General features: G+C 63.4%; 22 protein-coding genes and 2 pseudogenes. 10 read left to right on the top strand and 14 right to left on the bottom strand.

What is annotated here, in order from left to right:
* Nucleotides 1-54 precede the first annotated feature (54 nt).
* Nucleotides 55-240, top strand: coding sequence for a hypothetical protein (locus IF803_RS19255; protein ID WP_283061740.1), 186 nt, complete (start codon nt 55-57; stop codon nt 238-240).
* Here IF803_RS19255 and IF803_RS19250 read toward each other — a convergent pair.
* Nucleotides 237-578 carry a DUF952 domain-containing protein gene (locus IF803_RS19250; protein WP_461193120.1) on the bottom strand — a complete coding sequence of 114 codons (342 nt, stop codon included), beginning with the start codon at nt 576-578 and terminating at the stop codon, nt 237-239. The genes IF803_RS19255 and IF803_RS19250 overlap by 4 nt on opposite strands.
* A 213-nt stretch (nt 579-791) precedes the next feature.
* Between IF803_RS19250 and IF803_RS19245 the strand changes: the two genes are divergently transcribed.
* The 3 genes and pseudogenes from IF803_RS19245 (at nt 792) to IF803_RS19235 (ending at nt 1,793) form a co-directional block, all read left to right on the top strand.
* Nucleotides 792-965 (top strand): glyoxalase superfamily protein, encoded by a 174-nt coding sequence (locus IF803_RS19245; protein WP_461193119.1) that lies wholly within the window; start codon nt 792-794, stop codon nt 963-965.
* A 15-nt stretch (nt 966-980) separates the two neighbouring features.
* Nucleotides 981-1,133, top strand: a pseudogene (locus IF803_RS19240) (ClpX C4-type zinc finger protein); the annotation flags it as partial.
* Nucleotides 1,134-1,523: 390 nt separating this feature from the next.
* Nucleotides 1,524-1,793, top strand: coding sequence for a GapR family DNA-binding domain-containing protein (locus IF803_RS19235; protein ID WP_461193187.1), 270 nt, complete (start codon nt 1,524-1,526; stop codon nt 1,791-1,793).
* Nucleotides 1,794-1,853: 60 nt separating this feature from the next.
* Here IF803_RS19235 and IF803_RS19230 read toward each other — a convergent pair whose 3' ends face one another.
* The 4 genes from IF803_RS19230 to IF803_RS19215 form a co-directional block, all read right to left on the bottom strand.
* Nucleotides 1,854-2,423 (bottom strand): hypothetical protein, encoded by a 570-nt coding sequence (locus IF803_RS19230; protein ID WP_461193118.1) that lies wholly within the window; start codon nt 2,421-2,423, stop codon nt 1,854-1,856.
* An 11-nt stretch (nt 2,424-2,434) separates the two neighbouring features.
* Nucleotides 2,435-2,959: a hypothetical protein gene (locus tag IF803_RS19225; protein WP_461193117.1), complete on the bottom strand. Its 525-nt coding sequence runs from the start codon at nt 2,957-2,959 to the stop codon at nt 2,435-2,437.
* A gap of 111 nt (nt 2,960-3,070) precedes the next feature.
* The gene (locus IF803_RS19220; RefSeq protein WP_461193116.1) at nt 3,071-4,009 is read right to left on the bottom strand and encodes a toll/interleukin-1 receptor domain-containing protein; all 939 of its coding nucleotides are present in this window, start codon (nt 4,007-4,009) and stop codon (nt 3,071-3,073) included.
* Nucleotides 4,010-4,209: 200 nt separating this feature from the next.
* Nucleotides 4,210-7,983 (bottom strand): vitamin B12-dependent ribonucleotide reductase, encoded by a 3,774-nt coding sequence (locus IF803_RS19215; protein ID WP_461193115.1) that lies wholly within the window; start codon nt 7,981-7,983, stop codon nt 4,210-4,212.
* 808 nt (nt 7,984-8,791) lie between these two features.
* On the opposite strand from IF803_RS19215, the gene IF803_RS19210 reads away from it, so the two are divergent.
* Nucleotides 8,792-9,685, top strand: a complete 894-nt coding sequence (locus tag IF803_RS19210; protein ID WP_461193114.1) for a DMT family transporter — start codon at nt 8,792-8,794, stop codon at nt 9,683-9,685.
* A gap of 6 nt (nt 9,686-9,691) precedes the next feature.
* Here the strand turns inward: IF803_RS19210 and IF803_RS19205 are convergent, their stop codons facing one another.
* Both IF803_RS19205 and IF803_RS19200 read right to left on the bottom strand, forming a co-directional pair.
* Nucleotides 9,692-11,929, bottom strand: coding sequence for a CHASE3 domain-containing protein (locus IF803_RS19205; protein WP_461193113.1), 2,238 nt, complete (start codon nt 11,927-11,929; stop codon nt 9,692-9,694).
* Between the two features lie 19 nt (nt 11,930-11,948).
* Nucleotides 11,949-12,353, bottom strand: coding sequence for a response regulator (locus tag IF803_RS19200; RefSeq protein WP_026192708.1), 405 nt, complete (start codon nt 12,351-12,353; stop codon nt 11,949-11,951).
* Between the two features lie 182 nt (nt 12,354-12,535).
* Here IF803_RS19200 and IF803_RS19195 point away from each other — a divergent pair, with 182 nt between their 5' ends.
* On the top strand, nt 12,536-13,432 hold the full coding sequence (locus IF803_RS19195) for a DMT family transporter (protein WP_028344914.1): 897 nt from the start codon (nt 12,536-12,538) through the stop codon (nt 13,430-13,432).
* A gap of 67 nt (nt 13,433-13,499) precedes the next feature.
* Here the strand turns inward: IF803_RS19195 and IF803_RS19190 are convergent, their stop codons facing one another.
* Nucleotides 13,500-13,907 (bottom strand): BA14K family protein, encoded by a 408-nt coding sequence (locus tag IF803_RS19190; protein WP_461193112.1) that lies wholly within the window; start codon nt 13,905-13,907, stop codon nt 13,500-13,502.
* A 269-nt stretch (nt 13,908-14,176) separates the two neighbouring features.
* Here IF803_RS19190 and IF803_RS19185 point away from each other — a divergent pair, with 269 nt between their 5' ends.
* Nucleotides 14,177-14,587, top strand: a complete 411-nt coding sequence (locus tag IF803_RS19185; RefSeq protein WP_461193111.1) for an NADH:ubiquinone oxidoreductase subunit NDUFA12 — start codon at nt 14,177-14,179, stop codon at nt 14,585-14,587.
* Between the two features lie 371 nt (nt 14,588-14,958).
* On the opposite strand, the gene IF803_RS19180 is transcribed toward IF803_RS19185, so the two are convergent.
* On the bottom strand, nt 14,959-15,645 hold the full coding sequence (locus IF803_RS19180; RefSeq protein ID WP_461193110.1) for a DJ-1/PfpI family protein: 687 nt from the start codon (nt 15,643-15,645) through the stop codon (nt 14,959-14,961).
* A 206-nt stretch (nt 15,646-15,851) separates the two neighbouring features.
* Between IF803_RS19180 and IF803_RS19175 the strand changes: the two genes are divergently transcribed.
* A complete protein-coding gene (locus IF803_RS19175) occupies nt 15,852-16,790 on the top strand; it encodes a GlxA family transcriptional regulator (protein ID WP_461193109.1) in 939 nt (312 codons plus the stop codon).
* Nucleotides 16,791-16,912: 122 nt separating this feature from the next.
* A complete protein-coding gene (locus IF803_RS19170; protein WP_461193108.1) occupies nt 16,913-17,131 on the top strand; it encodes a hypothetical protein in 219 nt (72 codons plus the stop codon).
* Between the two features lie 247 nt (nt 17,132-17,378).
* On the opposite strand, the gene IF803_RS19165 is transcribed toward IF803_RS19170, so the two are convergent.
* From IF803_RS19165 to IF803_RS19150, 4 genes are all read right to left on the bottom strand, one after another.
* A complete protein-coding gene (locus IF803_RS19165) occupies nt 17,379-17,813 on the bottom strand; it encodes a hypothetical protein (protein ID WP_229193149.1) in 435 nt (144 codons plus the stop codon).
* A 114-nt stretch (nt 17,814-17,927) separates the two neighbouring features.
* Nucleotides 17,928-19,151: an SLC13 family permease gene (locus IF803_RS19160; RefSeq protein ID WP_461193107.1), complete on the bottom strand. Its 1,224-nt coding sequence runs from the start codon at nt 19,149-19,151 to the stop codon at nt 17,928-17,930.
* A 163-nt stretch (nt 19,152-19,314) separates the two neighbouring features.
* Nucleotides 19,315-20,256: an alpha/beta hydrolase gene (locus IF803_RS19155; protein WP_461193106.1), complete on the bottom strand. Its 942-nt coding sequence runs from the start codon at nt 20,254-20,256 to the stop codon at nt 19,315-19,317.
* Nucleotides 20,257-20,401: 145 nt separating this feature from the next.
* On the bottom strand, nt 20,402-21,181 hold the full coding sequence (locus tag IF803_RS19150; protein ID WP_461193105.1) for an SDR family NAD(P)-dependent oxidoreductase: 780 nt from the start codon (nt 21,179-21,181) through the stop codon (nt 20,402-20,404).
* Nucleotides 21,182-21,438: 257 nt separating this feature from the next.
* On the opposite strand from IF803_RS19150, the gene IF803_RS19145 reads away from it, so the two are divergent.
* Nucleotides 21,439-22,455 carry a DUF2155 domain-containing protein gene (locus tag IF803_RS19145; RefSeq protein ID WP_461193104.1) on the top strand — a complete coding sequence of 339 codons (1,017 nt, stop codon included), beginning with the start codon at nt 21,439-21,441 and terminating at the stop codon, nt 22,453-22,455.
* Nucleotides 22,456-22,564: 109 nt separating this feature from the next.
* Here the strand turns inward: IF803_RS19145 and IF803_RS19140 are convergent.
* Nucleotides 22,565-22,804, bottom strand: a pseudogene (locus tag IF803_RS19140) (leucyl/phenylalanyl-tRNA--protein transferase); the annotation flags it as partial.

Genomic DNA, 22,804 nt, shown 5'->3' with positions numbered 1-22,804 from the left:
TGGCAGCTCACCTCAGTGATTCAGCAACGGTCGCTCGCAACTTTACGAGGAACAATGTCCCAGTCTTTCAAGGTCGGCGATCTTGTCAGGAAGCGTGCCGGTTATGAGTATCCTGGCATCATCGTTTCAGTTTTCACGACGCGCGCCGGTGCAGTGCGTTACGTCGTGGAGGCCGATCATCCCGGATTTGCGGGAATGCTCCATATTTTCAATGGCGAGCAACTGGAGCCTCGAACCTAACTTTGCAGATCAAACGTGCCGTCCGTGCCTGGTTCGAATGGTTGGACGGCTACAACGGCACTTGCGTTGAGAGGACCATAAATATGCGGGTACAGTTTGCCGTTACCCGCGTCTTCGTACCGTATGGGCGGGATCACGCGCGCCGGATCGATGGCGAGCAAGATCAGGCCTCGTTGACCCCGGAAGAGGTAATTCGCGACTTCAACGAGTTGCTCGGCCGTCGAGCAATGAATGAACCCCTCGCTGTCGAATGAAGCAGAGCGGTATTCGCCGTTGTTCGCTGCTGCCCACGCGGCAGACGAACAGATGTGATAAATCACTGAAGGCTGCAAGTTCATCTCCATATTCGCCTTTTCACGTCGAGGGCGCGGCGTGCCTGTCGGGATTGACAACAGGCCGGTCGAGCCCAATGATGGTGTCGGGTTGATACACCCGCTGCTTGCGCCCTTTGTGGATAGTGAACGTATCAAAATCCGCCACACCCTCGTTATTGGCGAGCGGGTCGGCAAGGCAAGCACCGATCTCCTCCGTTCGCCGATAGGGGTGCACCCATGCGCGATTTTCGCGATGCGAAGGCTATGGCGCGGTCTCTGCGCAACGCCTTGAATGCCAAGGCGATACAAACCACTCACAGCGAATCTCTGGAACTGATCGCGAAGGCGTTCGGCTGCGAGACCTGGAATATCCTGTCTGCCAGGATCGATGCCGCCGGCGCTCAGAAGTAGGCCGCCCAGGGCGGTCTGCTGTACTGCTCATTCTGCGGCAAGAACCAGCACGACGTGAGCAAATTGGTGGCAGGTCCTGCCGTCTTCATTTGCGACGAATGCATCGACCTGTGCACCGATATCGTCGACGAGAACCTAAACCGGCTGATTGCAGGAAGCGAGGAGGGCGCCCGCGCTCTGTCGACCGATCGATTGCTGCACTACGTCGAGCTCGCGCGCAAGATCGTGGAGCGTCATCGTTTGATGCTGCAGCGTATTGACCGGATGATCGCGCTTCGATCGAACCCATCGTCGACGGACGAGGAGGTGCCACAATCGGCCATCTTCGCTCAGCTCAAGGCCAAGACCTCAGATGAATTGCTGGCCATGAAGAAAAGCTCGCAAGATCAAATCAGTCGCTATGAGCGGGTGCAACGGACGGCGACGCCCATCATCAACGAGCGGGCGCAATAGCGCGTAGCAAGCAGGACGGCGAAGCGTAACCCGCCGCGATTTTTGCCGGCGAAGCGGCGGATTACGCCTTCCGTCCTCGCTCGCTATGTCAGACGTGGTCGGCTGATCCGCCCTACGCTTGCCGACATCACCATTCCCGGCAGAAAAATTCGTTCCTTCGTCGAGCGGATCGAGAACCTCGACACTGAAATGCAGGAGCTCGGCGAGCAGAAGGAAGTCTCTTCGGAGGTAAAGGGCGAAGATTTCGACGTGAAGATCCGCAAGGAGATCGTCAAGCCGCGCAAGCGGGACCAGGACGAGCGTGAAAGCTTGCTCGATCTCTATGTGCGCGTCATGGAAACGGCACCGGCGGGCGAGGCCACGAAGGCGGCGTGAGGTTTTGCCTACGGCTAGTCCGGCTTACACCTGCTAAGTTGCCTGCAAAAGTGGCCAACATCATTCGATTGGAAAGCTCCGGGTCTTGTCTCTTTCTTGCCGTTCGCGAATGCGCTGAAGCCGTTGATGAATTGCGGACTGAGCGCTTTGCAACATTCGTGGCCCTACGTTTTGCAGTTCTTTCTCAAGAGTGCTGAGGTTTCCGCTGACGCGCTCAATGAAGAAATTAACTGCTCGGTCGAGGTTTTGATCGTCTGGCAATGATATCCGGAGTCCATTTTCGTGCGTAATCATCGCAGGAATGTCGATCACGTTACAGTGGCTCGGCGCAATCTGGAAGCTCTTAGGATACCCGTCAAACGGAATGATAACGTCGATGATATCAACATCAATGGTTACGTCGCGGCCATAGTCGCTAATTTTGCGTTTTTCCGTTCGTCGCTTTCCCTTTCGCTCGTCAGGCTTGAGTTTCGCGACGTCGAATTGGAAGTGAGCAATCTTCGTAAGCTCTTCCGCGAGCTTGTCGCTTGTTAGGCTTTCCTCCGGGAGCCGTTCGGCCCACATCTTTGCCTCATAAAGCTTCTGCTCGATCAGGGCGGATATTGGTTCCTGAAAAAGGGTGCCATTCATTCGCTGTGCCTTCATTTTTTCGGGTGTGGTAGTCGAAACTCTGTGAGCATGAAATGCCCGGCTTTTGCCGTGTCCCTGATCCACAACTGCCAGGAGAGGAATGTCCATAGTCCTCTTGGAAGCTCTCCGGCGTATACTGATCCATCTCGGACGTTGACCAGCCTGAGGTAGGCGTAAAAATCATCGTAAGGCGCGGCCCGAATAAATAATTCATCGCCAATGGCAACAATGACGCCAGCCGTTTCCCAAACATTGTGGCCACTAGGGTCAATATCATCGTCCGCCATTCCGAGCTCAAAACGCGCCTCGCAAGTGTACTGCAGGACAGGGGAATCATTCTGCCAATTCTCGGCGAATATGACCGGTGCCCTGTTCTTAAATCCTGGATTGAGCCAAACAAATGATCGAGTGCCGTTTACGACATGATTGGTCACAAGGGCTATTTTGCAGCCGTCATATCGGCCTATTCTTACAATCGAGCCAGGAAGCGCATCCTTGAGCGGGAGAACTGTGAAGCTCGGAAATACGTCGCTCATTTGTCCCCTGCTAACGTGAACTTTATGGTCGCTTCTGTTCTCGAGCTGCGCGCTCGCTCGCAATTACGGGAATGAGATCTCTTGTCGTAGTTTAAGCAATACGGAGCGTGCTTACTCATGGTCGATCCCGGCATGACCTGTGAATTCTCTCCACAAGGAATCGGATACTTGCTCTGCGGTGAGAGGTGCTTCTCTCGTTCGATTACCCGAGAAGTTGCTCAACTGCAGATATAGTTCGTATTCGTTTTCTCGTACGTAAATGAACCCGTTGGCAGTATTTGACGCCGCCCGACGTGAAAAAGCGTACGATATGTCTTCACCGAAGTGCTCTGTGTCAGCGCGAACGGTTATGTGGGCTTCGCCTCCGTTCGCCTTGTTAAGAACGGTGCAGGAGAAGGCGAGATTACTAATCTTCTCGTATCGCGCTCTAATGAGCTCCGAGATCTGATTCAACTCGTCGACCGAGCTACGAAAGAAGGTCTCTATCGCCAGGAAGGCCTTATGGCGAAAGTCGTCACGATCGAAGGAATCAAATTCTTTCTTAATGCGATATCTTCTGCCTTCGCGTGCTGGGGCAGTCGACTTTTGACCGGGCTCGTATTGCTGAGCAGGTGGCTGGTCAGAGGCAATCCGCCTCAACTCCATAGCCACGTCCAGGTAAGCAATGTTTTCGTTCGTCCAAGTGGAGATTGGTTTTCCATCCTTTGGAAGGGCTTTTAGCTTGCCTAGAGGAGTAGATTTCCAGTCGCATGGTTCGATCACTATGGGGACGACTCGCAAAGTCCCTTGCGCATGGCGTTCTAGGGCTTTGCTCACTTCCTGATCGTAGCAGTAGCTGGATGCTAGGAAGTCCGGACTGACCAATGCGAGGAATATTTCGCTCTTGGAAAGCGCTGCGTCGATCTCGATATCGAAATCGTCGCCAGCGAGAATCTCTCGATCGTACCAAGCCGAAATTGCACCTTCACGGCGCAATGTGGCGAGGTGGATATGAAGTCGCTCCAACGCTTTTTCGTCGCGATGAGAGTAAGAAATAAAGGCGGTTGCCATTGCCTGTTTTGGCCACAGTGGAGTGTACGAATGTACTCTATATAGGCCTTATTTGTTCTAATAAATCAAGGTCTGCGCGTAGGTCTTTGATGTGCAACTGTGGATTGGGTTCCTGGCGCATAAGAAAAGGGCGGCTTTTCGGCCGCCCTCTGTGGAGCCTGGGTCAAGCCCGGGCATGACGATTGTCGTGATTTACCGCCTCACGAACACCCCGTCGTGGACCCGCACGTATCGCACTTCATACAAGTCCCATTCCGCACCAGCGTGAAGTTGCCGCACTCCGAGCACATCTCGCCTTCGTAGCCCTTGGCTTTGGCTTCGGCGCGACGCTCCGCTTTCGACGGGGCGGCGGCTGCGGCGGTGCCGGGCTTGCTCCAGTTCAGGGCCTCGAGCTTCTCGGTCGGCGAGAGGTCGTGGCTGACTTCCTGCTTCAGGGCGACCGCGCCTTCGACGGTGTCGGAGGCGCCGCGCGAGGTTGCGCCGTGGGAGGCGAGCGCGGTGACGCGGCTGCCGGCGGGCGCGTTGTCGGCGCCCTGGCTCACCGCGGCCGAGCCGCCGCGCATGACGACGAGGTTGTCGGTGCGCGACCGGGTCAGCCCCTTCGACAGATACTTGGTCGCCTGGTGCTGGGCGGGAGCCTCATCCGGCTCCTTGCCTTCCTCGACGCCCTTGCCGAGCGCGTCGAAGCCGCTCTCGTTCGGGTCGACATGGGCGAGATCGAAGCGCGCCATGTAGCTCACCGCGAGCTCGCGGAACACATAGTCGAGGATCGAGGTCGCGTACTTGATGGAGTCGTTGCCCTGCACGGGGCCCGCGGGCTCGAAGCGGGTGAAGGTGAAGGCGTCGACATATTCTTCCAGCGGCACGCCATATTGCAGACCCAGGGACACTGCGATCGCAAAATTGTTGATGAAGGAGCGCAGCGCCGCGCCTTCCTTGTGCATGTCGATGAAGATCTCGCCGAGACGGCCGTCGTCATATTCGCCGGTGCGCAGGTACACCTTGTGGCCGCCGACAACCGCCTTCTGGGTGTAGCCCTTGCGGCGATCGGGCATCTTCTCGCGCTCGCGCATCACGACGATGCGCTCGACCAGCTTCTCGACGATCTTCTCCGAGACTTGGGCGGCACGCGCCGCCATCGGCTTCTCGTAGAGCGCTTCCACCGCATCGTCCTCGTCCTCATCGTCGGAGATGAGCTGCGAGTTCAGCGGCTGCGACAGTTTCGAGCCGTCGCGATACAGCGCGTTGGCCTTCAGCGCCAGCTTCCACGACAACAGATAGGCGGACTTGCAATCCTCCACCGTGGCGTCGTTCGGCATGTTGATGGTCTTGGAGATCGCGCCCGAGATGAACGGCTGCGAGGCCGCCATCATCCTTATGTGGCTCTCGACCGAGAGGTAACGCTTGCCGATCTTGCCGCAGGGATTGGCGCAGTCGAACACCGCATAATCGTCTGCCTTGAGGTGCGGAGCTCCCTCGACCGTCATCGCGCCGCAGATGTGCACGTTGGCGGCTTCGATCTCGCGCTTGGTGAAGCCGACCGCCGAGAGCAGGTCGAAGCCGGGGGCTGCGATCGCTTCCGCGCCGATGCCGAGCTGGTCGCGGATGAAATCCTCGCCAAAGGTCCACTTGTTGAAGGCGAACTTGATGTCGAACGCGGTCGGCAGCGCCTTTTCCACCTTGGCAATGGCTTCATCGGTGAAGCCCTTGGCCTTCAGAGTAGAGGCGTTGATGCCGGGCGCATTCGACAACGAGCCGTGGCCGACGGCATAGGCTTCGATCTCCGCGATCTCGCTCTCGCGATAGCCGAGCGCGCGCAGCGCGGACGGCACCGCCTGGTTGATGATCTTGAAGTAGCCGCCGCCGGCGAGCTTCTTGAACTTCACCAGCGCGAAGTCGGGCTCGATGCCGGTGGTGTCGCAATCCATCACGAGGCCGATGGTGCCGGTCGGCGCCACCACCGTGGTCTGGGCGTTGCGATAGCCGTTGACCTCGCCGAGCGCCAGCGCGTCGTCCCAGGCCAGCCTGGCATGGGTGACGATGTCGGCTTGCGGGCAGGAGGCGTGATCGAGCGGCACCGGGTTGACCGACAGCGCCTCGTAACCGGTGGCGTTGCCGTGGGCGGCGCGGCGGTGGTTGCGGATCACGCGCAGCATGTGGGCGGCGTTCTTCTTGTAGCCCGGGAAGGTGCCGAGCTCGGCCGCCATCTCGGCCGAGGTCTTGTAGGAGATGCCGGTCATGACCGCAGTCAGCGCGCCGCAGAGCGAACGGCCTTCCTTCGAGTCATAGGGCAGGCCCATGGTCATCAGCAGGCCGCCGATATTTGCAAATCCGAGGCCGAGCGTGCGGAATTCGTAGGACAGTTCGGCGATCGCCTTCGACGGGAACTGGGCCATCATGACCGAGATTTCGAGCACGATGGTCCAGAGCCGGCAGAGATGCTCGTAGGACTCGATGTCGAACCGCTTGGTGGTGGTGCTGTAGAACGTCAGCAGGTTGGCCGAGGCGAGGTTGCACGCCGTGTCGTCCAGGAACATGTATTCCGAGCACGGATTGGACGCGCGGATGTCGCCGGACGCCTTGCAGGTGTGCCAGTCGTTCATCGTGGTGTTGAAGTGCAGGCCGGGATCGGCGCTCGCCCAGGCGGCGTAACCGATCTTCTCCCAGAGGTCGCGCGCCTTCAGCGTTTTTGTGACTTTCTTGGTGGTGCGGCCGACGAGATTCCAATCACCGTCCGTTTCCACCGCGCGCAGGAAGTCATCCTTCAGCGACACCGAGTTGTTGGAGTTCTGGCCGGAGACAGTGAGGTACGCCTCGGAATCCCAGTCGGTGTCGTAGGTGTCGAACGAGATGTCCTTGTAGCCCTGCCTGGCGAACTGGATAACGCGCTTGATGTAGTTGTCCGGCACGAGGTTGCGGCGGGCGAGCTTGATCTCGCGGCGGAGCGCCGGGTTCTTCTCGGGATCGAAGCAGTCGTCGCCACTGCCTTCGCAGTTCACGCAGGCCTTCATCACGGCCTTGAGGTGCTTCTGGTTGATCTTGGAGCCGGTGACGAGCGCCGCGACCTTCTGCTCCTCCTTCACCTTCCAGTCGATATAGGTCTCGATATCGGGGTGATCGGCATCGACCACGACCATCTTGGCGGCGCGGCGCGTGGTGCCGCCCGACTTGATCGCGCCCGCAGCGCGGTCGCCGATCTTGAGGAAGCTCATCAGGCCGGAGGAGCGGCCGCCGCCGGACAACTTTTCGCCTTCGCCGCGCAGGCTCGAGAAGTTGGAGCCGGTGCCGGAGCCGTACTTGAACAGGCGCGCCTCGCGCACCCAGAGGTCCATGATGCCGCCCTCGTTGACGAGGTCGTCGCCGACGCCCTGGATGAAGCAGGCATGCGGCTGCGGATGCTCATAGGCCGACTTCGACTTGGTGAGCTTGCCGGTCTTCCAGTCGACATAATAGTGGCCCTGGCCGGGACCATCGACGCCATAGGCCCAATGAAGCCCGGTGTTGAACCACTGCGGCGAGTTCGGCGCGACCATCTGTTTTGCCAGCTGGAAGCGGAGCTCGTCGAAGAAGGCGAGGGCGTCTTCTTCCGTGGAGAAGTAGCCGCCCTTCCAGCCCCAATAGGTCCAGCAGCCGGCGAGGCGATCGAACACCTGCTTGGCCGAGGTCTCGCCGACAATGCGCTCGTTCTCCGGCAGGAGGCCAAGCGCCTCGGTGTCGGGCACCGAACGCCACAGCCACGACGGCACGGTCTCTTCCTCGATCTTCTTCAGGCGCGCGGCAACGCCGGCCTTGCGGAAATACTTCTGCGCCAGCACGTCGGAGGCGACCTGCGACCAGAACTCCGGAACCTCGACGTTCTCGGCGCGGAACACGACCGAGCCGTCCGGATTGCGGATCTCTGATGTGGTCAGGCGGAAATTGATCCCGGCATAGGGAGATTGTCCGCTGGTGGTGTTGCGTCGTTCGATTCGCATGGTCGAGCCCCGTCTCTTCTTCTGCCCGGCCCCACGTTTCCCCGCAGGTTACCGGAATGTTGTCTGTTCGCGGACTTGAGGGAACACGCGTCAGCACGCCTCCCGTCATCCGCAGCTCAGCCGGTGGATCCGGCCTGTTTTCTCTCATCCGCTGGGCGCCGGTATGACCGGCCCTGCGGCGGCATCGTCCCGGCGCGGCGCCCGACTGGTCGGGTGCTCCGGGTCATGCATTCAACGCCCCAAAACGCTTCACGCGACACGTCACGCGTACGCTTCTTCCGGGCCGGTTACGGCCTCTGTTTCCGGGTCCTTCGCGGCCCGTTTGTCGTCCCGACGGTGACCCAAAATCAGGGCAGAGAAGCCCTTCACCCGCGGCCCGAAGGCCTGGCGGAGTGGTCATTTTGGAACCCTTGTGGGAGCGACCGGCGGGGACCCAAACACACTCGCGCCGAACAGGTTGAAAGCTAGGCCATGTCCGTCACGCCCGTCAAGGACTAGTACGAGTTTCTGAATCAAACACTAAATATGGTGGAAAGAGGGGGATAACAGGGGTCGGTGCCGCGCCTGTGATCGGGCCAACTATCGGTGAGTCCTCAGGGATTCCCAAGCCAAAAAAATTCCTATCGCCTGTGGATCGGAGCTTCGCCCCGCTGTTCACAGGCGAAGTTTTTATTCGCGGTCCCGGATTGAATTTTGGGGACTCACGTAGGCCTACGGGCAAAGTACGGATCAGGCATGTCAGAGCCGTGATGGTCGGGCGACAAAATCGCGGGCAAGGTGAGGCCGACTCACATCCCCGCCGGGTTCCATGACAGTCCAGAAGCCTTCCGCGCGGCCGCGCCTTGCGCCCGCCGGCCTGATGTTCCTCGCCATCACCTCGGTGGGCTGGGGGTTCAACTGGCCGTCCACCAAGTTCCTGCTCAGCGAGCTCCCGCCGCTGACCTTGCGCGGCACCACCGGGGTGATTGGCGCGGTGCTGCTCGCGGTGCTGGCGCTGATCCGCGCCCAGAGCCTGCATGTCGAGAGCCGGCTGTGGCCGCGGCTCGCGCTCTATGCGGCGCTCAACGTCACCGGCTGGATGGTGCTGATGGGGCTGGCGCTGCTCTGGCTGCCGGCGAGCGAGGCCGCGCTGATCGCCTACACGATGCCGGTATGGGCCTCGCTGCTGGCCTGGCCGGTGCTCGGCGAACGGCCGACGCTGCTGCGGACCATTGCGCTGGTGATGGCCTTTGCAGGGCTCGCCGCGATCATGGGCGGCAGCGGCATCACCGCAAGCAAAGAGAAGCTGCCGGGAATCATCATGGCGCTCGGCGGCGCCTTCGGCTTTGCGCTCGGCACGGTGCTGGCGAAGAAATATCCGCTGGTGATGCCGCCGATCCCGGCCGCCGCCTGGCAGATCGGCCTCGGCTGCGTGCCGATCGCGATCGTCGGCCTGCTGATCGAGACCACGCATGTCGACCGCATCACGACGGTCGGCTGGTGGCTGCTGGTCTATTCGACGCTGATCCAGTTCTGCGTCGCCTATGTCGCGTGGTTCGCCGCGCTCGCGCGCTTGCCGGCCTCTGTGGCGGCGATCGGCACCATGGCGGTGCCTGTGATCGGCGTGGTGGCCTCCGCTATCGCGCTGCACGAGCCGCTGGGGCCAAGCCAGATCGTCGCGCTGCTGTTCACGCTCGCCGGCGTCGCGCTGGCGACGAGGTAGCTCACATCACTCGCCGAGCGCCTGCTGCAGCATGCCGGCGAGCTGCGCCTTGCGATAGGGCTTGGCCAGCAGCAGCACGCCTTCGTCGAGGCGGCCGTGATGCACGATCGCGTTCTCGGTATAGCCCGAGGTGTAGAGCACCTTGATGCCGGGGCGGCGTTTTTGCACCTCGTCGGCGAGCTGGCGGCCGTTCATGCCGCCGGGCATGATCACGTCGGTGAACAGGAGGTCGAACTTCTCGCCCTTGTCGACCAGCGCCAGCGCGGCGCGGGCGTCGGGCACGGCGATGGTCTTGTAGCCGAGGTTCGTCAGCTGCGTGACGACGTAGTTGCGCACCAGCTGGTCGTCTTCCACCACCAGGATGATTTCGCTGCCGCGCCGCACCGGCTCCGGCGGAGGCGCCTCCACCTCGACCTGGCCGCGGGCAGGCGGCAGATAGAGCTTGATCGTGGTGCCGTGGCCTTCCTCGCTGTAGATCTTGATGTGGCCGCCGGACTGCTTGACGAAGCCGTAGACCATGCTCATGCCGAGGCCGGAGCCCTTGCCGACGTCCTTGGTGGTGAAGAACGGCTCGAACACCTTGTCCTGCACCGCATGCGACATACCGGTGCCGGTGTCGCTGACCGCGAGCAGCACGTAGCGGCCCGGCGTGATGTCGGGATTAACAGCCGCATACGCGTCGTCGAGCACGATGTTGCTGGTCTCGAACAGCAGCTTGCCGCCGTTCGGCATCGCGTCGCGGGCGTTGATCGCCATGTTGAGCAGCGAGTTGGCAAGCTGCGACGGATCGATATGAACGCTGGCGACATCGGACGCCAGCACCGAATTGATCTCGATCTGCTCGCCGAGCGTCGGCCGCAGCAGCTTGGCGATGTCGACCACGGTGCCGTTGATGTCAACGGTGCGCGGCTCGAGCGGCTGGCGGCGCGCGAAGGCGAGCAGATGCTGGATCAGCTCGCGGCAGCGCTCGGCGGCGCGGTCGATCAGCTCGGCGGTTTTCGCGAGTTGCGGCTGGGCGCGCAGGCTGTCGACCAGCGTCTCGGTGGTGCCGGTGATGACCGTCAGCATGTTGTTGAAGTCGTGCGCGACGCCGCCGGTCAGCTTGCCGATGGCGTCGAGCTTCTGCGCCTGCTGCAGCTTGTGCTCGGTTTCCCGCGAGGCGGTGATGTCGTGATAGATCAGCGCAGCGCCGGTGATCGCGTCGTCGCCATCGCGCAGCGGCCGGCCCGACACCACGAGGTGAATCTCCGGCGCGCCGCGCACCGGCTTGGCGACGAATTCCAGCCCGTCGAATTCCTCGCCGCGCAGCGCCTTGGCCGACGGCATGTCGTCGGCCTGCATCGGCGTGACGCCGTCCGACTGGAACACGTTGCTCATGGCGCGCAGCTGCCGGACCGTCATGCCCGGCTTGTAGCGCAGCATCTTCTCGGCGGCCGGGTTCGACAGCAGCACGGTGCCGGCGCCGTCGATCACCAGCACCGCCTCCGCCATGGTGCGGAAGGTGGTTTCCATCACCGAGGTGGAACGGCGGAGCTCCTCGAGCGCGGCGCCGAGATCCTTGGTGCGTTCGGCGACCTTGCCCTCGAGCGACAGATTGGTCGCCTTGGTCGCGCTGAGCGCGCCCTGCAGCTCGCGGCTGGCGCGCCGGGCCGCCAGCGTCAGCGCGATCGCGAGCAGCAGGATCATCGCGACGCCGGCGAGGTCGATCGCCAGCAGCAGGCGTCCGTAGGTTTTCGACTGTCCGGTACGAAGCCCGAGCACGCGGCGCTCTTCGGTGACGAGCCGCTCGAGCGCCGCGCCGACCTTGTCCATCAACGCGCGGCTCTCGCCTGCGGACATCAGCGCCGCGGCGCCGGCCGTGTCGCCCGCGCTGCGCAATCTGATCAGCTCGGCGCCGAGCGCAATGCCGCGGTCGACCTGAGTCTTGGCGCCCGCGAGCAGCTGCGCCTCCTCGGGCGCCGTCTTCACCGCCGCCATCAAGCTGTCGAAAGCGGCGGTGAGGGCGGCGCTCTGCTCACGGAATTCGTCGGCGAAGGAGGCGTCGCCTGTCAGCGCGAATGCGCGCGCCGCGCTTTCGACACCCCGCGGCAACGGCCGGGTGTCGGAAATCCGCTTGAGGATCCCGAGCGTGCGATCCGCCGAATCAATCTCGTTGCGCGACTTAACGTCCAATCCGATCGACGCCGCGCTGATGACGAGGAGGATCGCAAGGCCGCTGCCGAGAATGAGACGCTGGGAAGCCATCAACGATTAGTACGGGCAATTACTTAGAAAGACGAGCGGAAGGTGCATACTTCGCAAGACATTCGTTAACGGCGGCAATCAGCGCCTGCGGGGTAAACGGCTTGCGCAGGCAGGCGGAGGCGCCGAGCTCGATCGTCATCCGCAGGAAGTCCGGCGCGCGGTCGGCGTTGGCGAAGGCATAGCCGGACATCGCGATCACGGGAATATCGGGCGCACGCTCGTGGAAGACGCGGATCGCCTCGAACCCGCGCATATGCGGCATGAAGACGTCGACCAGCATGACGTCGAAGGTGGCCTGCTCCAGCGCGCGCATGCCGGCTTCACCGCCATCGGCGACGGTGACCTCGAAGCCCTGGCGTTGCAAGCACACCTCGATGGCAACGCACACCATCGGGTCGTCATCAACCACGAGAACGCTCGGCACGATGCATCCTCTTTTTCTAACGGCCTCGCGTGCCGGCGACTCGCTTGGCCTGTTCGTCGATTAAGGCGGAACCTAGACGGAAAGTCTGTATCATAGAATGCATATGCTGTTTGCTGACAAGCGGATTTCCAGCTAGCCGTGACACATCACCTGTATTTGTCCATCCCCTTTACGACAGGTCCATGACCGCAGTTCCCATCGCCGGCCGCGCCCCGCTGTCACCGCTCGGCCTCGCATTCCTGGTGGTCGCCTCGACCGGCTGGGGACTCAACTTCCCCATCATGAAGTTCCTGCTCACGGAGTGGCCGCCGCTGTCGTCGCGCGGGCTGTGTGGCGTGGTCGGCGCGGTTGCGCTCGGCCTGGTCGCGCTGGTGCGGAGACAGACGCTGCGCGTGCCCGACGGCATGTGGTTGCGGCTTGCTTTGGTGTCGACGCTGTCGATCGGCGGCTGGGTCGCGTCCATGGGCCTCGCGCTGATCTGGCTGCGGGCCAGCGAGGCGGCCGTGCTCGGGATAACGATTCCGGTGTGGGTCGCGCTGGTGGCCTGGCCGGTGCTCGGCGAGCGCGTGTCGCTGCCGCGTGCGCTTGCGCTTGCGGTGGCGCTCGCCGGGATCGCGGCGCTGATCGGCGGCGGCGGTGTCGACGCGAGCCTCGGCAAGCTGCCGGGGATTCTGTTCGCGCTCGCCGGCGCGATCTGCGTCGGGCTCGGCACGGTGCTGACCAAATCGTTCAAGCTCGCGATGCCGCCGCTGTCGCTCGCGGCCTGGCAGCTTGCGATCGGCTGCGTGCCGATCGCGATCATCGGCGTCTTGATCGAGCAGCCGCAGCTCGCCGCGCTGTCGCAGTTCGGCTGGGCGTCGATGATCTACATGACGCTGATCCAGTTCTGCCTTTGCTATGTCTGCTGGTTTGCGGCGCTCGAGCGATTGCCGGCGGCGACCGCGTCGATCGGGACGCTGCTGGTCCCCGTCGTCGGCGTGCTCGCCGCAGCGGCGATGCTGCGCGAGCCGCTCAGCACGAGTGATATCGCAGCGCTGTTGGTGACCTTCGCGGCCGTCGCGGTCGCCTTGCGTACATGAGACGACTTGCGCACAAGAAAAAGGGCGGCGCTGGCGCCGCCCTTTGCAACTAGGAATTCAGGCTCTCTTACGGGCAGGGGTGCCGCCGGCCGTCATAGCCGAGATAGGTGCCCGAAGCAGGATCGTAGGACCTGTAGCGCTGCGCGCAGTAGCTGGCGCCGCCGCCACTCGGCACCTCCACGGCGACAGACGGTTCATCGTAATAGCCGTAGCTGTCGTCATAATAGCCGGGGCCGTAGCCATAGCCGGAGCCGTAATACGCGCCCGAGGCGAGGGCGCCGCCGACGACCGCACCGGCCACCGCGCCGGGCCAGAATCCGCCGCCACGATGGTAACCGCCGTGCCAGCCGCCGCCACCGCCGCCCATCGCGCCCATCTGTGCGGCAGACTGGGCGAACGAAACGGTCGGCGCCACAGCCAACGGCAGCGCAAGCGCCAGAGCCGTGGCGGTGCTCAGAACCTTCATATTGATCATTTTGGACTCCATCAAAACGGTGAATGTCTAACCATCTCTGCGGTCGGACGTTCCCGTGCTCCACATTGATTGTGGGTCATCTTCGCGTAGCCGGCGGCTCATGTATGGCAGCTGAACAAAACTCCTCGTGAGCGCGTCATTTGGTCGCCAAACGGGCGCATAAACCGGGGGCTGTCCGAGGGGTGCGGGGCTACCTTGGCGGCGGCTGGACATTTGGGGAATGAGGTGGCATCAGAGCCGCATAGCCTCGAACCGACGACCGGCCACGCATGAAACAATTCCTGCTGAAATTCTTCACCTGGTGGAATGGCCAGACCTTTGGCACGCAATTGTGGACCTCGCGATTCGGCGAACTGGTCGGCGAGGACGAACAGGGCAACCGCTATTACCGCACCAAGGGCGGTGAGATCGATCCGACGCTGCATTTCGAGCGCCGCTGGGTGGTCTACAACGGCTACGCCGAAGCCTCGCGCATTCCGGCCGGCTGGCACGGCTGGCTGCATCACACGGTCGATGTGCCCCCGACCGAGCAGAACTACCAGGCGCGGGAATGGGAAAAGCCGCATCTGCCGAACTTCACCGGCACCGCGCAGGCCTACCGTCCGTCCGGCTCGACGCTGGCGAGCGGCCGCCGCCCCAAGGCGACCGGCGACTATCACGCCTGGACGCCGGGAAGCTGACTTTCACGCATTGTTGTTCTGACGTGCACGTGCGCAACGCCGCGCGTGCATCGCACGTGCCCGGCAGCGCAAGCGCGCGCCTGTGGACAACGGTAACAGCGGGGACAGATGGGCCGCAGCCGATGCTGCCCGCTTGCGCCGCGGACGGGTTCGCGGCTCAATAGGGTCATCTTACGGAGATGGGAAACCATCGCGTCGGATCGGGCTCCAGATCGCGACTGTCCCGATGTGCAGCGGCCTCCGAGTTGGATGCGGCCGGGAGATAGGCCCCCGGTACAGACGTCCTGAAATCGCCCGCAAATGTGAGGCTACCGTGAGACAGGAAGGGCCGCTCGGGAAACCGGGCGGCCTTTTTCTTTGCTGCGATCAGGTCAGGGCAGGCGTGCCGCGGCACGGCCCATCAAGTCGGCACGGCGCGCCTGCGACGGCGCGATCCGCTCTTTCATGAAAGCGAGGATCTCGGCCGGTGCGGTATCCGGCGAGCCCGCGTTGAACGGTGGGGCCGGGTTGTATTCGAGCCTGAGCTGGATCGCTTCCGCGGTCTTGCGGTCGACGAGCTCCGACACCAGCGTCAGCGCGAAGTCGATGCCCGCCGTGACGCCGCCGCCGGTGAAGCGATTGCGGTCGACGCAGACGCGCGTCCTGGTCGGAATGGCCCCGAAGCCCGACAGGAAATCAATCGAGCTCCAATGCGTGGTCGCGCGATAGCCCTTGAGCAGGCCGGCTGCGCCGAGCACCAGCGATCCCGTGCAGACCGACGTGACGTATTTCGCACCCTCGGCCTGCTTGCGCAGGAAGGCCAGCATCTCCTCGTCGCCGACCATGTCGTCGGTGCCGAAGCCGCCGGGCACGCAGATCACGTCGAGCTGCGGGCAATCGGCAAAGGTCGTGGTCGGCGTCAGGACCATGACGGAATCAGTCGAAACGGGTTCGATGCGTTTCCAGATCAGATGCACCTTGGCGCCGGGGACCGAGGAGAACACCTGCAGCGGACCGGTCAGGTCGAGCTGGGTCACCTTCGGGAAGACGAGCAATCCAATCTGCAGGGGTTCGGTCATTGGGGCCTCCAAATAGCGCTTGACGGAACCACGATGGCATGATGGCCTCTCGTCCAAAATGGCGTATTTCCCTCATTTTCGGACGCAAGTCTCCTTAAGAGAAGCAAGTCTCCTGAGACAAGGCTCCTGAGAGACGCAAGGCTCCTGAGACAAGTCTCCTGAGAGAGGGCCGCCAGGAAAGCAACGTCACCCGCGAGGATTTGGCGATGATCGGCATCCTGATCTTTCCCGACTTCCAGCTGCTCGACGCGGCCGGCCCGATCGCGGCCTTCGAGATCGCGGCGCGCTTTGCCAACAACGCGCCGGCGATCAGGACGATTGCGGTGAAGGCGGGACCGGTGCGCTCTTCGTCCGGTGTCGAGATGCTTGCGCGCGGCCTCAAGCCGTCGGCGGCGATCACGACGCTGATCATTGCGGGCGGCAACGGCGTGCGCACGCCGGCGACCTGTCCAACCACATTGTCATTCGTGCGGCGGATGGCGGGCCGCGGCATTCGCGTCGCCAGCGTCTGCTCGGGCGCCTATGTGCTGGCCGAGGCGGGCCTGCTCGACGGCCGCCGCGCCACCACGCATTGGCAGCGCACGCCGCATTTCGTGAAGACCTATCCGAAGATCAAGCTCGAGCCGGACCAGATCTTCGTCCGCGACGGCAATATCTGGAGTTCGGCCGGCATCACCGCCGGCATCGACCTCGCGCTCGCGATGATCACCGAGGACTATGGCGACGAGATCGCGCAGAGCACCGCGCGGCAACTCGTGCTGTACCATCGGCGCAGCGGCGGGCAGTCGCAGTTTTCCTCGCTGCTGGAATTGAAGACGCCGAACGGAAGGTTCGGGCCGCTGCTCGCCTGGGCCCGCGAGCATCTCGATGCGCCGCTGACAGTCGAGGACCTCGCCGACAAGGCCGGGATGAGTTCGCGGCATTTCACCCGCGCCTTCATCGCCGAGACCGGCACCACACCGTCGAAAGCGGTCGAGCGGCTACGGATCGAAGTCGCGCGGCAGCGCGTGCAGTCGTCGGGCGAGGCGATCGAGCGCGTCGCCGAGATCACCGGCTTCCGCGATCCCGAGCGGATGCGCCGCGCCTTCATCCGCGCCTTCGGCCAGCCGCCGCAATCGCTGCGGCGCGCCGCGCGGGCGGGGTAGGCGCGTTTGGGACAAGCTCGTTGTCCGATTTCACGCGATCGATGCCGTCTTTGCAGTGATGAACCTGGCGAGGGTTCCCGTGACCCACGTTAAGTGGGCATTGGGGACCCGAGGAGGTTCTAATGACAAAGCATCGAACGATTACCGGGTTCGTGGCTGTCGCCCTGCTGGCTGTCACCGCAACCGCCGCCACCATTAAGTCGCACGCGCCCCGGACCGACGGCGTTGCCGTCGCCGGCACGGACGCGCTCCCGGCCAAGGATTTCAGCGACCGCTGGTCCGCGATATCCGATTTGCCTCCGGCAACGGGCATCGCCGGGCGTGCGGCTGACGCGCATTAAGGTCATGGACCGAGGTCCGGCCCGTTCGAGGGCGCGACCCGCGCAGGGATTATTCGTCTCGCAACAAAAAATGCCCCGCCGAAGCGGGGCAAGATGTTGAGCGACTTAGTCTTGAGCGAATTGGTCTTGAATAGAACTAACGGTTTCGCCGCGCCGGAATAGCGCAGTCATTCACCAATACAGGATCAGCCCACGATCGCAGAGATCCACGGATGCGCTGATCACGAAACGTGCTTCAACCGAAAAATCACTGGCCCAATGTATCGGTCGCGATCTTCTTCTTGAGTGCTTCGCAGGTATCCCTGACCTCCGCGGTCATCAACGAGACGGCTTCGATCTGCAGGAAGAAGCGCTTGCCCTGATCGCGGTAACCGGCAGCGAACTCCTTGATCTCCGCGATCATGTCGTGGACGCCTGCGACCATGACCTCGCAGTTCTTGGCGGCCAGTTGCAGTTCCGAGCCAAGGGCCTCGATTTCCTTCACCGCCGCTTCATATTCGCGCACGACCGCCTCGGCCGACAGCTTGCCCACCTCGTTGACGCCGTTGCGATGCTCGACGTAGTCCGGCATCGGCGAGAGGGGCCGGATGTTGCTGCGTGGTCGATGCGAAGTCACCGTGTTGATTTCGTCCTCCATCTGCTCCGACGGAGCGCGGGCGAGGACTTCTGCACTAACACTCATGCGGACTCTCCATAACTTGTTACGGCAAATGGAGTTTAGCAATGTCAACGGATTTGTCTCGATTTTCCACAGTTTTGAGGTAAGTGCAATTGTGCACTGCAGCATTGTGTTGCGTCAATGTGGCGCGTCGGGGTGCCAGCCAAGCAAGGCGAGCATCACAAAGAAGCCGACGACATAGGCCGCCATGATCGGCCAGCCCTGGGTGATCCAGCGGACCACCGATTTGGCTTCCGGATACATGTTGGACACCGCAACGCCTGCCGACGAGCCGAACCAGACCATCGATCCGCCGAATCCGACCGCATAGGCGAGAAAGCCCCAGTCATAGCCACCCTGCTTCAGCGCCAGCGCGGTCAGGGGAATATTGTCGAACACCGCCGAGACGAAGCCGAGCCCGAGCGCGGTCTGCCACGATGCGGCGGGCAATTTCTCCACCGGCATCATCGAGGCCGCCGTCACCAGCGCGAGCAGGAACACGGTGCCCTTCAGCGTCTCGGGCATCACCGACCAGTCCGGCCGCCGCAGCAATGAGGTGACCAGGATCGCGGCCCAGACCGCGAGCCCGAGCACGGGCAGCGCATCGAGCAGCGCGGGGAACTTCAGATTGGCCGTCACATTGGCCGTCAGCGCGGCCAGCAGGATCACGGCCACGATCGCAACCCGCGCCCAGTCGATTCTAAGGCCGGACGGTGCGTCCTTCACGATCGGGGAAAAGCGGTGCTGTTGCAGCGAGGCCGGCACCGCAAACACCAGCATCGCGACGATGGCTGCGACATAGGCCTCCACCACCGTGAGCGGGCTGATGCCGTCGATCCACATCATCGTCGTCGTGGTGTCGCCGACGACGCTGCCGGCGCCGCCGGCATTCGATGCGGCGACGATGGCCGCGAGATAGCCGATATGGACACGGCCTCGGAACACGTGGCGGGCCACGGTGCCGCCGATCAGCGCGGCCGCGATATTGTCGAGGAAGGCCGACAGCACGAACACGATAATCAGCAGGATCAGTCCGCCCTTCCAGTCATCGGGCAGCAGCGCCGGCATCTCGTCGGGAATGCGGCTCTCCTCGAAGTGGCGCGACAGCAGCGCAAAGCCCATCAGGAGCAGGAACAGGTTGGCGAGCGTGACCCACTCATGCTCCATGTGATGCGCGAGACCGGGCAGGCCCGCGCCGAATTTCGCAAAGCCCGCGAACAGCAGCTTGTAGGCGACGATCGCGGCAAGGCCCGTCAGCGCCACCGCGAGCGTGTGGTGATGGAAGATCGCGACGCCGAGCAGCGTCAGCGCGAACAGGATGAAATCGAGCGGGATACCGTAGACGAGGAGTGGCGTGAGCAAGACGATCTCGATGGCTGGAGTGCCCGGCGGCGTGAGGCGCTGACGGCGGCACTATCGCGCGGCGTCGGGAACTTCAAGGCGCGCTAACGCCGCAACAGGCTCGCGATGCGCTCGCGAGCCCGATCGGGGACGACGCCGGGCACGTCGCCGCCGATCCGATTGCTCAGCCCAGCGTCTTCAGCCAGGCGCTGATCTCGGTCACCGCGATATTGGCCTGATTGAGCAGCTTGCCCATGGTGAAGAAGCCGTGGAACTGGCCGGGGAAATGCCGATAGGTCACCGGCACGCCGGCGTCCTTGAGGAATTTCGCATACTCGTCGCCTTCGTCGCGCAACGGATCGGCGCCGGCGGTCAGCACATAGGCCGGCGGCAATGCGGCAAAGTCCTTTGCCCGCGCCGGCGAGGCGCGCCAGTCGTTGTTGTCGGCGTCACCGAGATAATGGTTGGCGAACCAGCCGATCACCGAATGCGTCAGGAGGATGCTGGTCTCGGGCTCGCGATGCGAGGGATGCTTCCGCGAAAAATCGGTCGCGGGATAGATCAGCAGCTGGGCGGCGAGCTTCGGCCCGCCGTCGCGGGCGGTGAGGGCAACCACGGCCGCGAGGTTGCCGCCGGCGCTGTCGCCGCCGACGATCAGGCGCGAGGCGTCGATGCCGAGATCCCTGGCATTGGCGGCGACCCATCGGGTCGCGGTCACGGCGTCGTCGACCGCGGCAGGGAAACGATGCTCGGGCGCGAGGCGATAATCGACCGAGATCACGATCAGCCCGCCCTCATGGGCCAGCTTCTGGCAAACCACCTCATGGGTATCGAGATCGCCGATCACCCAGCCGCCGCCGTGGAAGAACACCAGGCAGGGCGCGAGCCCGTCTTTCTTGTGCAGCGCGTTCGGGGTGTAGATACGGGCAGGGATCGTGCCGTGCGGCGCCGGGATCGCGAGCGGCTTGCTGGATTCCAGCGCGGGCGGCTCGGGATTGGAGACGATGCGGGCGGCCCGATAATAGTCGCGTGCTTCCGGCGCGGTCAGCGTCTCATAGGCGGGACGGCCGGCCTCCTGGAACGCCTTGTAGACGGCAGCGGCATCGGGATCGAGAACGACGGGCATATTGTTTGTGACCTATGATGTTCGGTTTTCATTGATGTCATTCCGGGGCGGTCCGTAGGACCGAACCCGGAATCTCGAGATTCTCGGTGCGCAATTGCGCACCTGAGGGTTCGATGCTCCGCATCGCCCCGGAATGACGGTCGTGTCAGGCGGCGGTGCGGCCGCCGTCGACGGTGTAGGCGGAGCCGGAGACGTAGCTCGCCTCGTCGGAAGCAAGAAAAGCGACGATGGAGGCGACCTCGCTTGCGAGGCCAAGACGGCGCGCCGGGATGCGGTCGACGATCTTCTCGATCGGCGGCGCCGCGTTGCCGCCGGAGCGGCCCTGCAGGATCGTGCTCAGCATCCGGCTCTCGATCATGCCGGGGCAGACGCAATTGACGCGCACGCCGGTGCCGGTGCATTCCCAGGCCGCGCTCTTGGTCAGCCCGATCACCGCGTGCTTGCTGGCGCTGTAGACCGCGATCATCGGCGATCCCATCAGGCCCGCGATCGAGGCGGTGTTGATGATGCTGCCCTTGTTCTGCTTCAGCATGACGGGCAGCACATGCTTCATTCCCAGGAAGACGCCGACGACGTTGACGTCGAGCACGCGGCGAAAGCTCTCCAGCGAATATTCAGGGATCGGCCTGATGTCGCCCTCGACGCCGGCGTTGTTGTAGAAGGCATCGATGGTGCCGAAGCGGTCGACGGCGGCGCGGACATAGTCCTTGACCTCGTCCTCGTCGGTGACGTCGGCTTCGATCGCGAAGGCCTCGGCCGAGGCGGGCAGGTCCTTGGTGGCGGCCTTGAGGTCGGCCCCCTTGCGGTCGACTGCGACAATCCGCGCACCCCGTTCGGCGAGCAGTTGGAGCGTGGCGGTTCCGATGACGCCGGCAGCCCCGGTGACGACGGCGACCCTGCCGTCGAGCCTGATGCGATCTGGCATGGTGGGTTTCCTCTGGCTGGTCCGGTTCGATCCGGATTTTCCTGGTTTTCACGCGTGGCCGCGTGCCTTCAGCGTGAGGACTATCACACGTGTTCCCAGGAGTGACCAGAGGCTGACCAGAGGGTTACCCGTGGGCCGGGGAGAGGTGGCCGGGTGCCCTTTCCCCGCCGTATTCGGCGTGTTAACCGGTGACCTGCGAGCGGCCGATATCAAGGTAGACTGTCGCGAGCCCGATTCGCCCTTTAAAGCCGCGCGAGATGCTTCGAACCGTTGCCCTGACTGGCTTTGCGGCCCTGGTTGCCGCCTCAACCATCTCGCTTGCGCCGCCCGCGCGCTCGCAGATCGGAACGATTTTCTCCGATCCCGCGCCGCGTCCGCCCGGCTCGATCCCGCGTGGTCAGCCGGCTCCTCCCAGCGACGACGACGAGGAAGTACCGGAATTGCCGCGCGGCCGTCTGCTGCCGACACAGCCGCGGGCGCTGCCGCCAGGCCAGGCGGTGCCGCCGCCCGGCAGCGTGCAGTCGCAGCCGCTGGCGCCGCCGCCCGGCTCGACGGTGGCTCCGCAGGGCACCCAGCCCGGTGTCGCCGTGCAGCCGCCGCAACCCGGCGGTCCCGCCGTTGCCAATACACCGCCCGGTACCAATCCGCTGCCGCCGGGGCAGCGTCCCAAGGGCGCGCCGCAGGGCGCGCCGCAAGGCACCCCGCCGCAGACGCCTGCCACGTTGCAGCCGGGCGACGAGGTCGTGCAGGAGCCGCCGTCGACCAAGATCACCAACAAGAAGGCGAGCTTCTCCGGACTCGACAAGATCACCGGACGCATCATCAATTTCGACGAGGATATTGGCGAGACCGTGCAGTTCGGCGCGCTGCGGGTGAAGACCGATGCCTGTTACACGAGGCCGTCGACGGAAGCCGCCAACACCGACGCCTTTGTCGAGGTTGACGAGATCACGCTGCAGGGTGAGGTGAAGCGGATCTTCTCGGGCTGGATGTTCGCGGCGAGCCCCGGCCTGCACGGCGTCGAGCATCCGATCTACGACATCTGGCTGACCGACTGCAAAGGACCGGACCAGACCATCGTGACCGCCGCGCCCGATCCGCCGAAGGCGCCGACGCCCCCACCGCCGCCGGCCCAGAAGCGCACGCCGCAGAAGCAGGCCGCGCCGCGTCCGCCGCCGCAGCCGTTGCCGCAATACCAGCAGCAGCCGCCACCTCCGCCGCCCCAGCAACAGCAGCGGCCGGGCGGGCTGTTCGGCGGATTGTTCGGGAATTGATGGGCACTTCGTAGCCCGGATGAAGCGCAGCGAAATCCGGGTTTCTCTCCGCGGAGACACTTGTCCCGGATTGCGCTTCGCTGCATCCGGGCTACGGCATAGGCTTAATTCAATTGCGCTCGGCGATGATCGCCAGCGCGTCGGCGCCCTTGACCGGCTGGGTGGCGTCGAGCTTGCGGAAATCCGCCGGCGCGCCTGATATCGCCTTGTCGAGCAGCGTGCGATAGCGGCGCCGCGAGATCTCGATCGCGCCGAACGTCCTCAGGTGCTCCGTCACATATTGCGTGTCGAGCAGCTCGAACCCGCCCGCGATCAGCCGCGCCATCAGATGCACCAGCGCGACCTTCGA

The sequence above is a fragment of the Bradyrhizobium sp. UFLA06-06 genome (genome assembly GCF_054820065.1).
Note: the sequence above shows the minus strand (reverse complement) of the source record. Positions and strands in the feature narration are given on the sequence as shown.

Coding starts and splice junctions, on each gene's coding strand:
- IF803_RS19190 (WP_461193112.1), bottom strand. CDS start 13,907: ATGATCAATATGAAGGTTCTGAGCACCGCCACGGCTCTGGCGCTTGCG.
- IF803_RS19180 (WP_461193110.1), bottom strand. CDS start 15,645: ATGACCGAACCCCTGCAGATTGGATTGCTCGTCTTCCCGAAGGTGACC.
- IF803_RS19210 (WP_461193114.1), top strand. CDS start 8,792: ATGACAGTCCAGAAGCCTTCCGCGCGGCCGCGCCTTGCGCCCGCCGGC.
- IF803_RS19220 (WP_461193116.1), bottom strand. CDS start 4,009: ATGGCAACCGCCTTTATTTCTTACTCTCATCGCGACGAAAAAGCGTTG.
- IF803_RS19205 (WP_461193113.1), bottom strand. CDS start 11,929: ATGGCTTCCCAGCGTCTCATTCTCGGCAGCGGCCTTGCGATCCTCCTC.
- IF803_RS19165 (WP_229193149.1), bottom strand. CDS start 17,813: ATGAGTGTTAGTGCAGAAGTCCTCGCCCGCGCTCCGTCGGAGCAGATG.
- IF803_RS19195 (WP_028344914.1), top strand. CDS start 12,536: ATGACCGCAGTTCCCATCGCCGGCCGCGCCCCGCTGTCACCGCTCGGC.
- IF803_RS19175 (WP_461193109.1), top strand. CDS start 15,852: ATGATCGGCATCCTGATCTTTCCCGACTTCCAGCTGCTCGACGCGGCC.
- IF803_RS19250 (WP_461193120.1), bottom strand. CDS start 578: ATGAACTTGCAGCCTTCAGTGATTTATCACATCTGTTCGTCTGCCGCG.
- IF803_RS19215 (WP_461193115.1), bottom strand. CDS start 7,983: ATGCGAATCGAACGACGCAACACCACCAGCGGACAATCTCCCTATGCC.
- IF803_RS19225 (WP_461193117.1), bottom strand. CDS start 2,959: ATGAGCGACGTATTTCCGAGCTTCACAGTTCTCCCGCTCAAGGATGCG.
- IF803_RS19170 (WP_461193108.1), top strand. CDS start 16,913: ATGACAAAGCATCGAACGATTACCGGGTTCGTGGCTGTCGCCCTGCTG.
- IF803_RS19150 (WP_461193105.1), bottom strand. CDS start 21,181: ATGCCAGATCGCATCAGGCTCGACGGCAGGGTCGCCGTCGTCACCGGG.
- IF803_RS19185 (WP_461193111.1), top strand. CDS start 14,177: ATGAAACAATTCCTGCTGAAATTCTTCACCTGGTGGAATGGCCAGACC.
- IF803_RS19245 (WP_461193119.1), top strand. CDS start 792: ATGCGCGATTTTCGCGATGCGAAGGCTATGGCGCGGTCTCTGCGCAAC.
- IF803_RS19155 (WP_461193106.1), bottom strand. CDS start 20,256: ATGCCCGTCGTTCTCGATCCCGATGCCGCTGCCGTCTACAAGGCGTTC.
- IF803_RS19230 (WP_461193118.1), bottom strand. CDS start 2,423: ATGAATGGCACCCTTTTTCAGGAACCAATATCCGCCCTGATCGAGCAG.
- IF803_RS19145 (WP_461193104.1), top strand. CDS start 21,439: ATGCTTCGAACCGTTGCCCTGACTGGCTTTGCGGCCCTGGTTGCCGCC.
- IF803_RS19255 (WP_283061740.1), top strand. CDS start 55: ATGTCCCAGTCTTTCAAGGTCGGCGATCTTGTCAGGAAGCGTGCCGGT.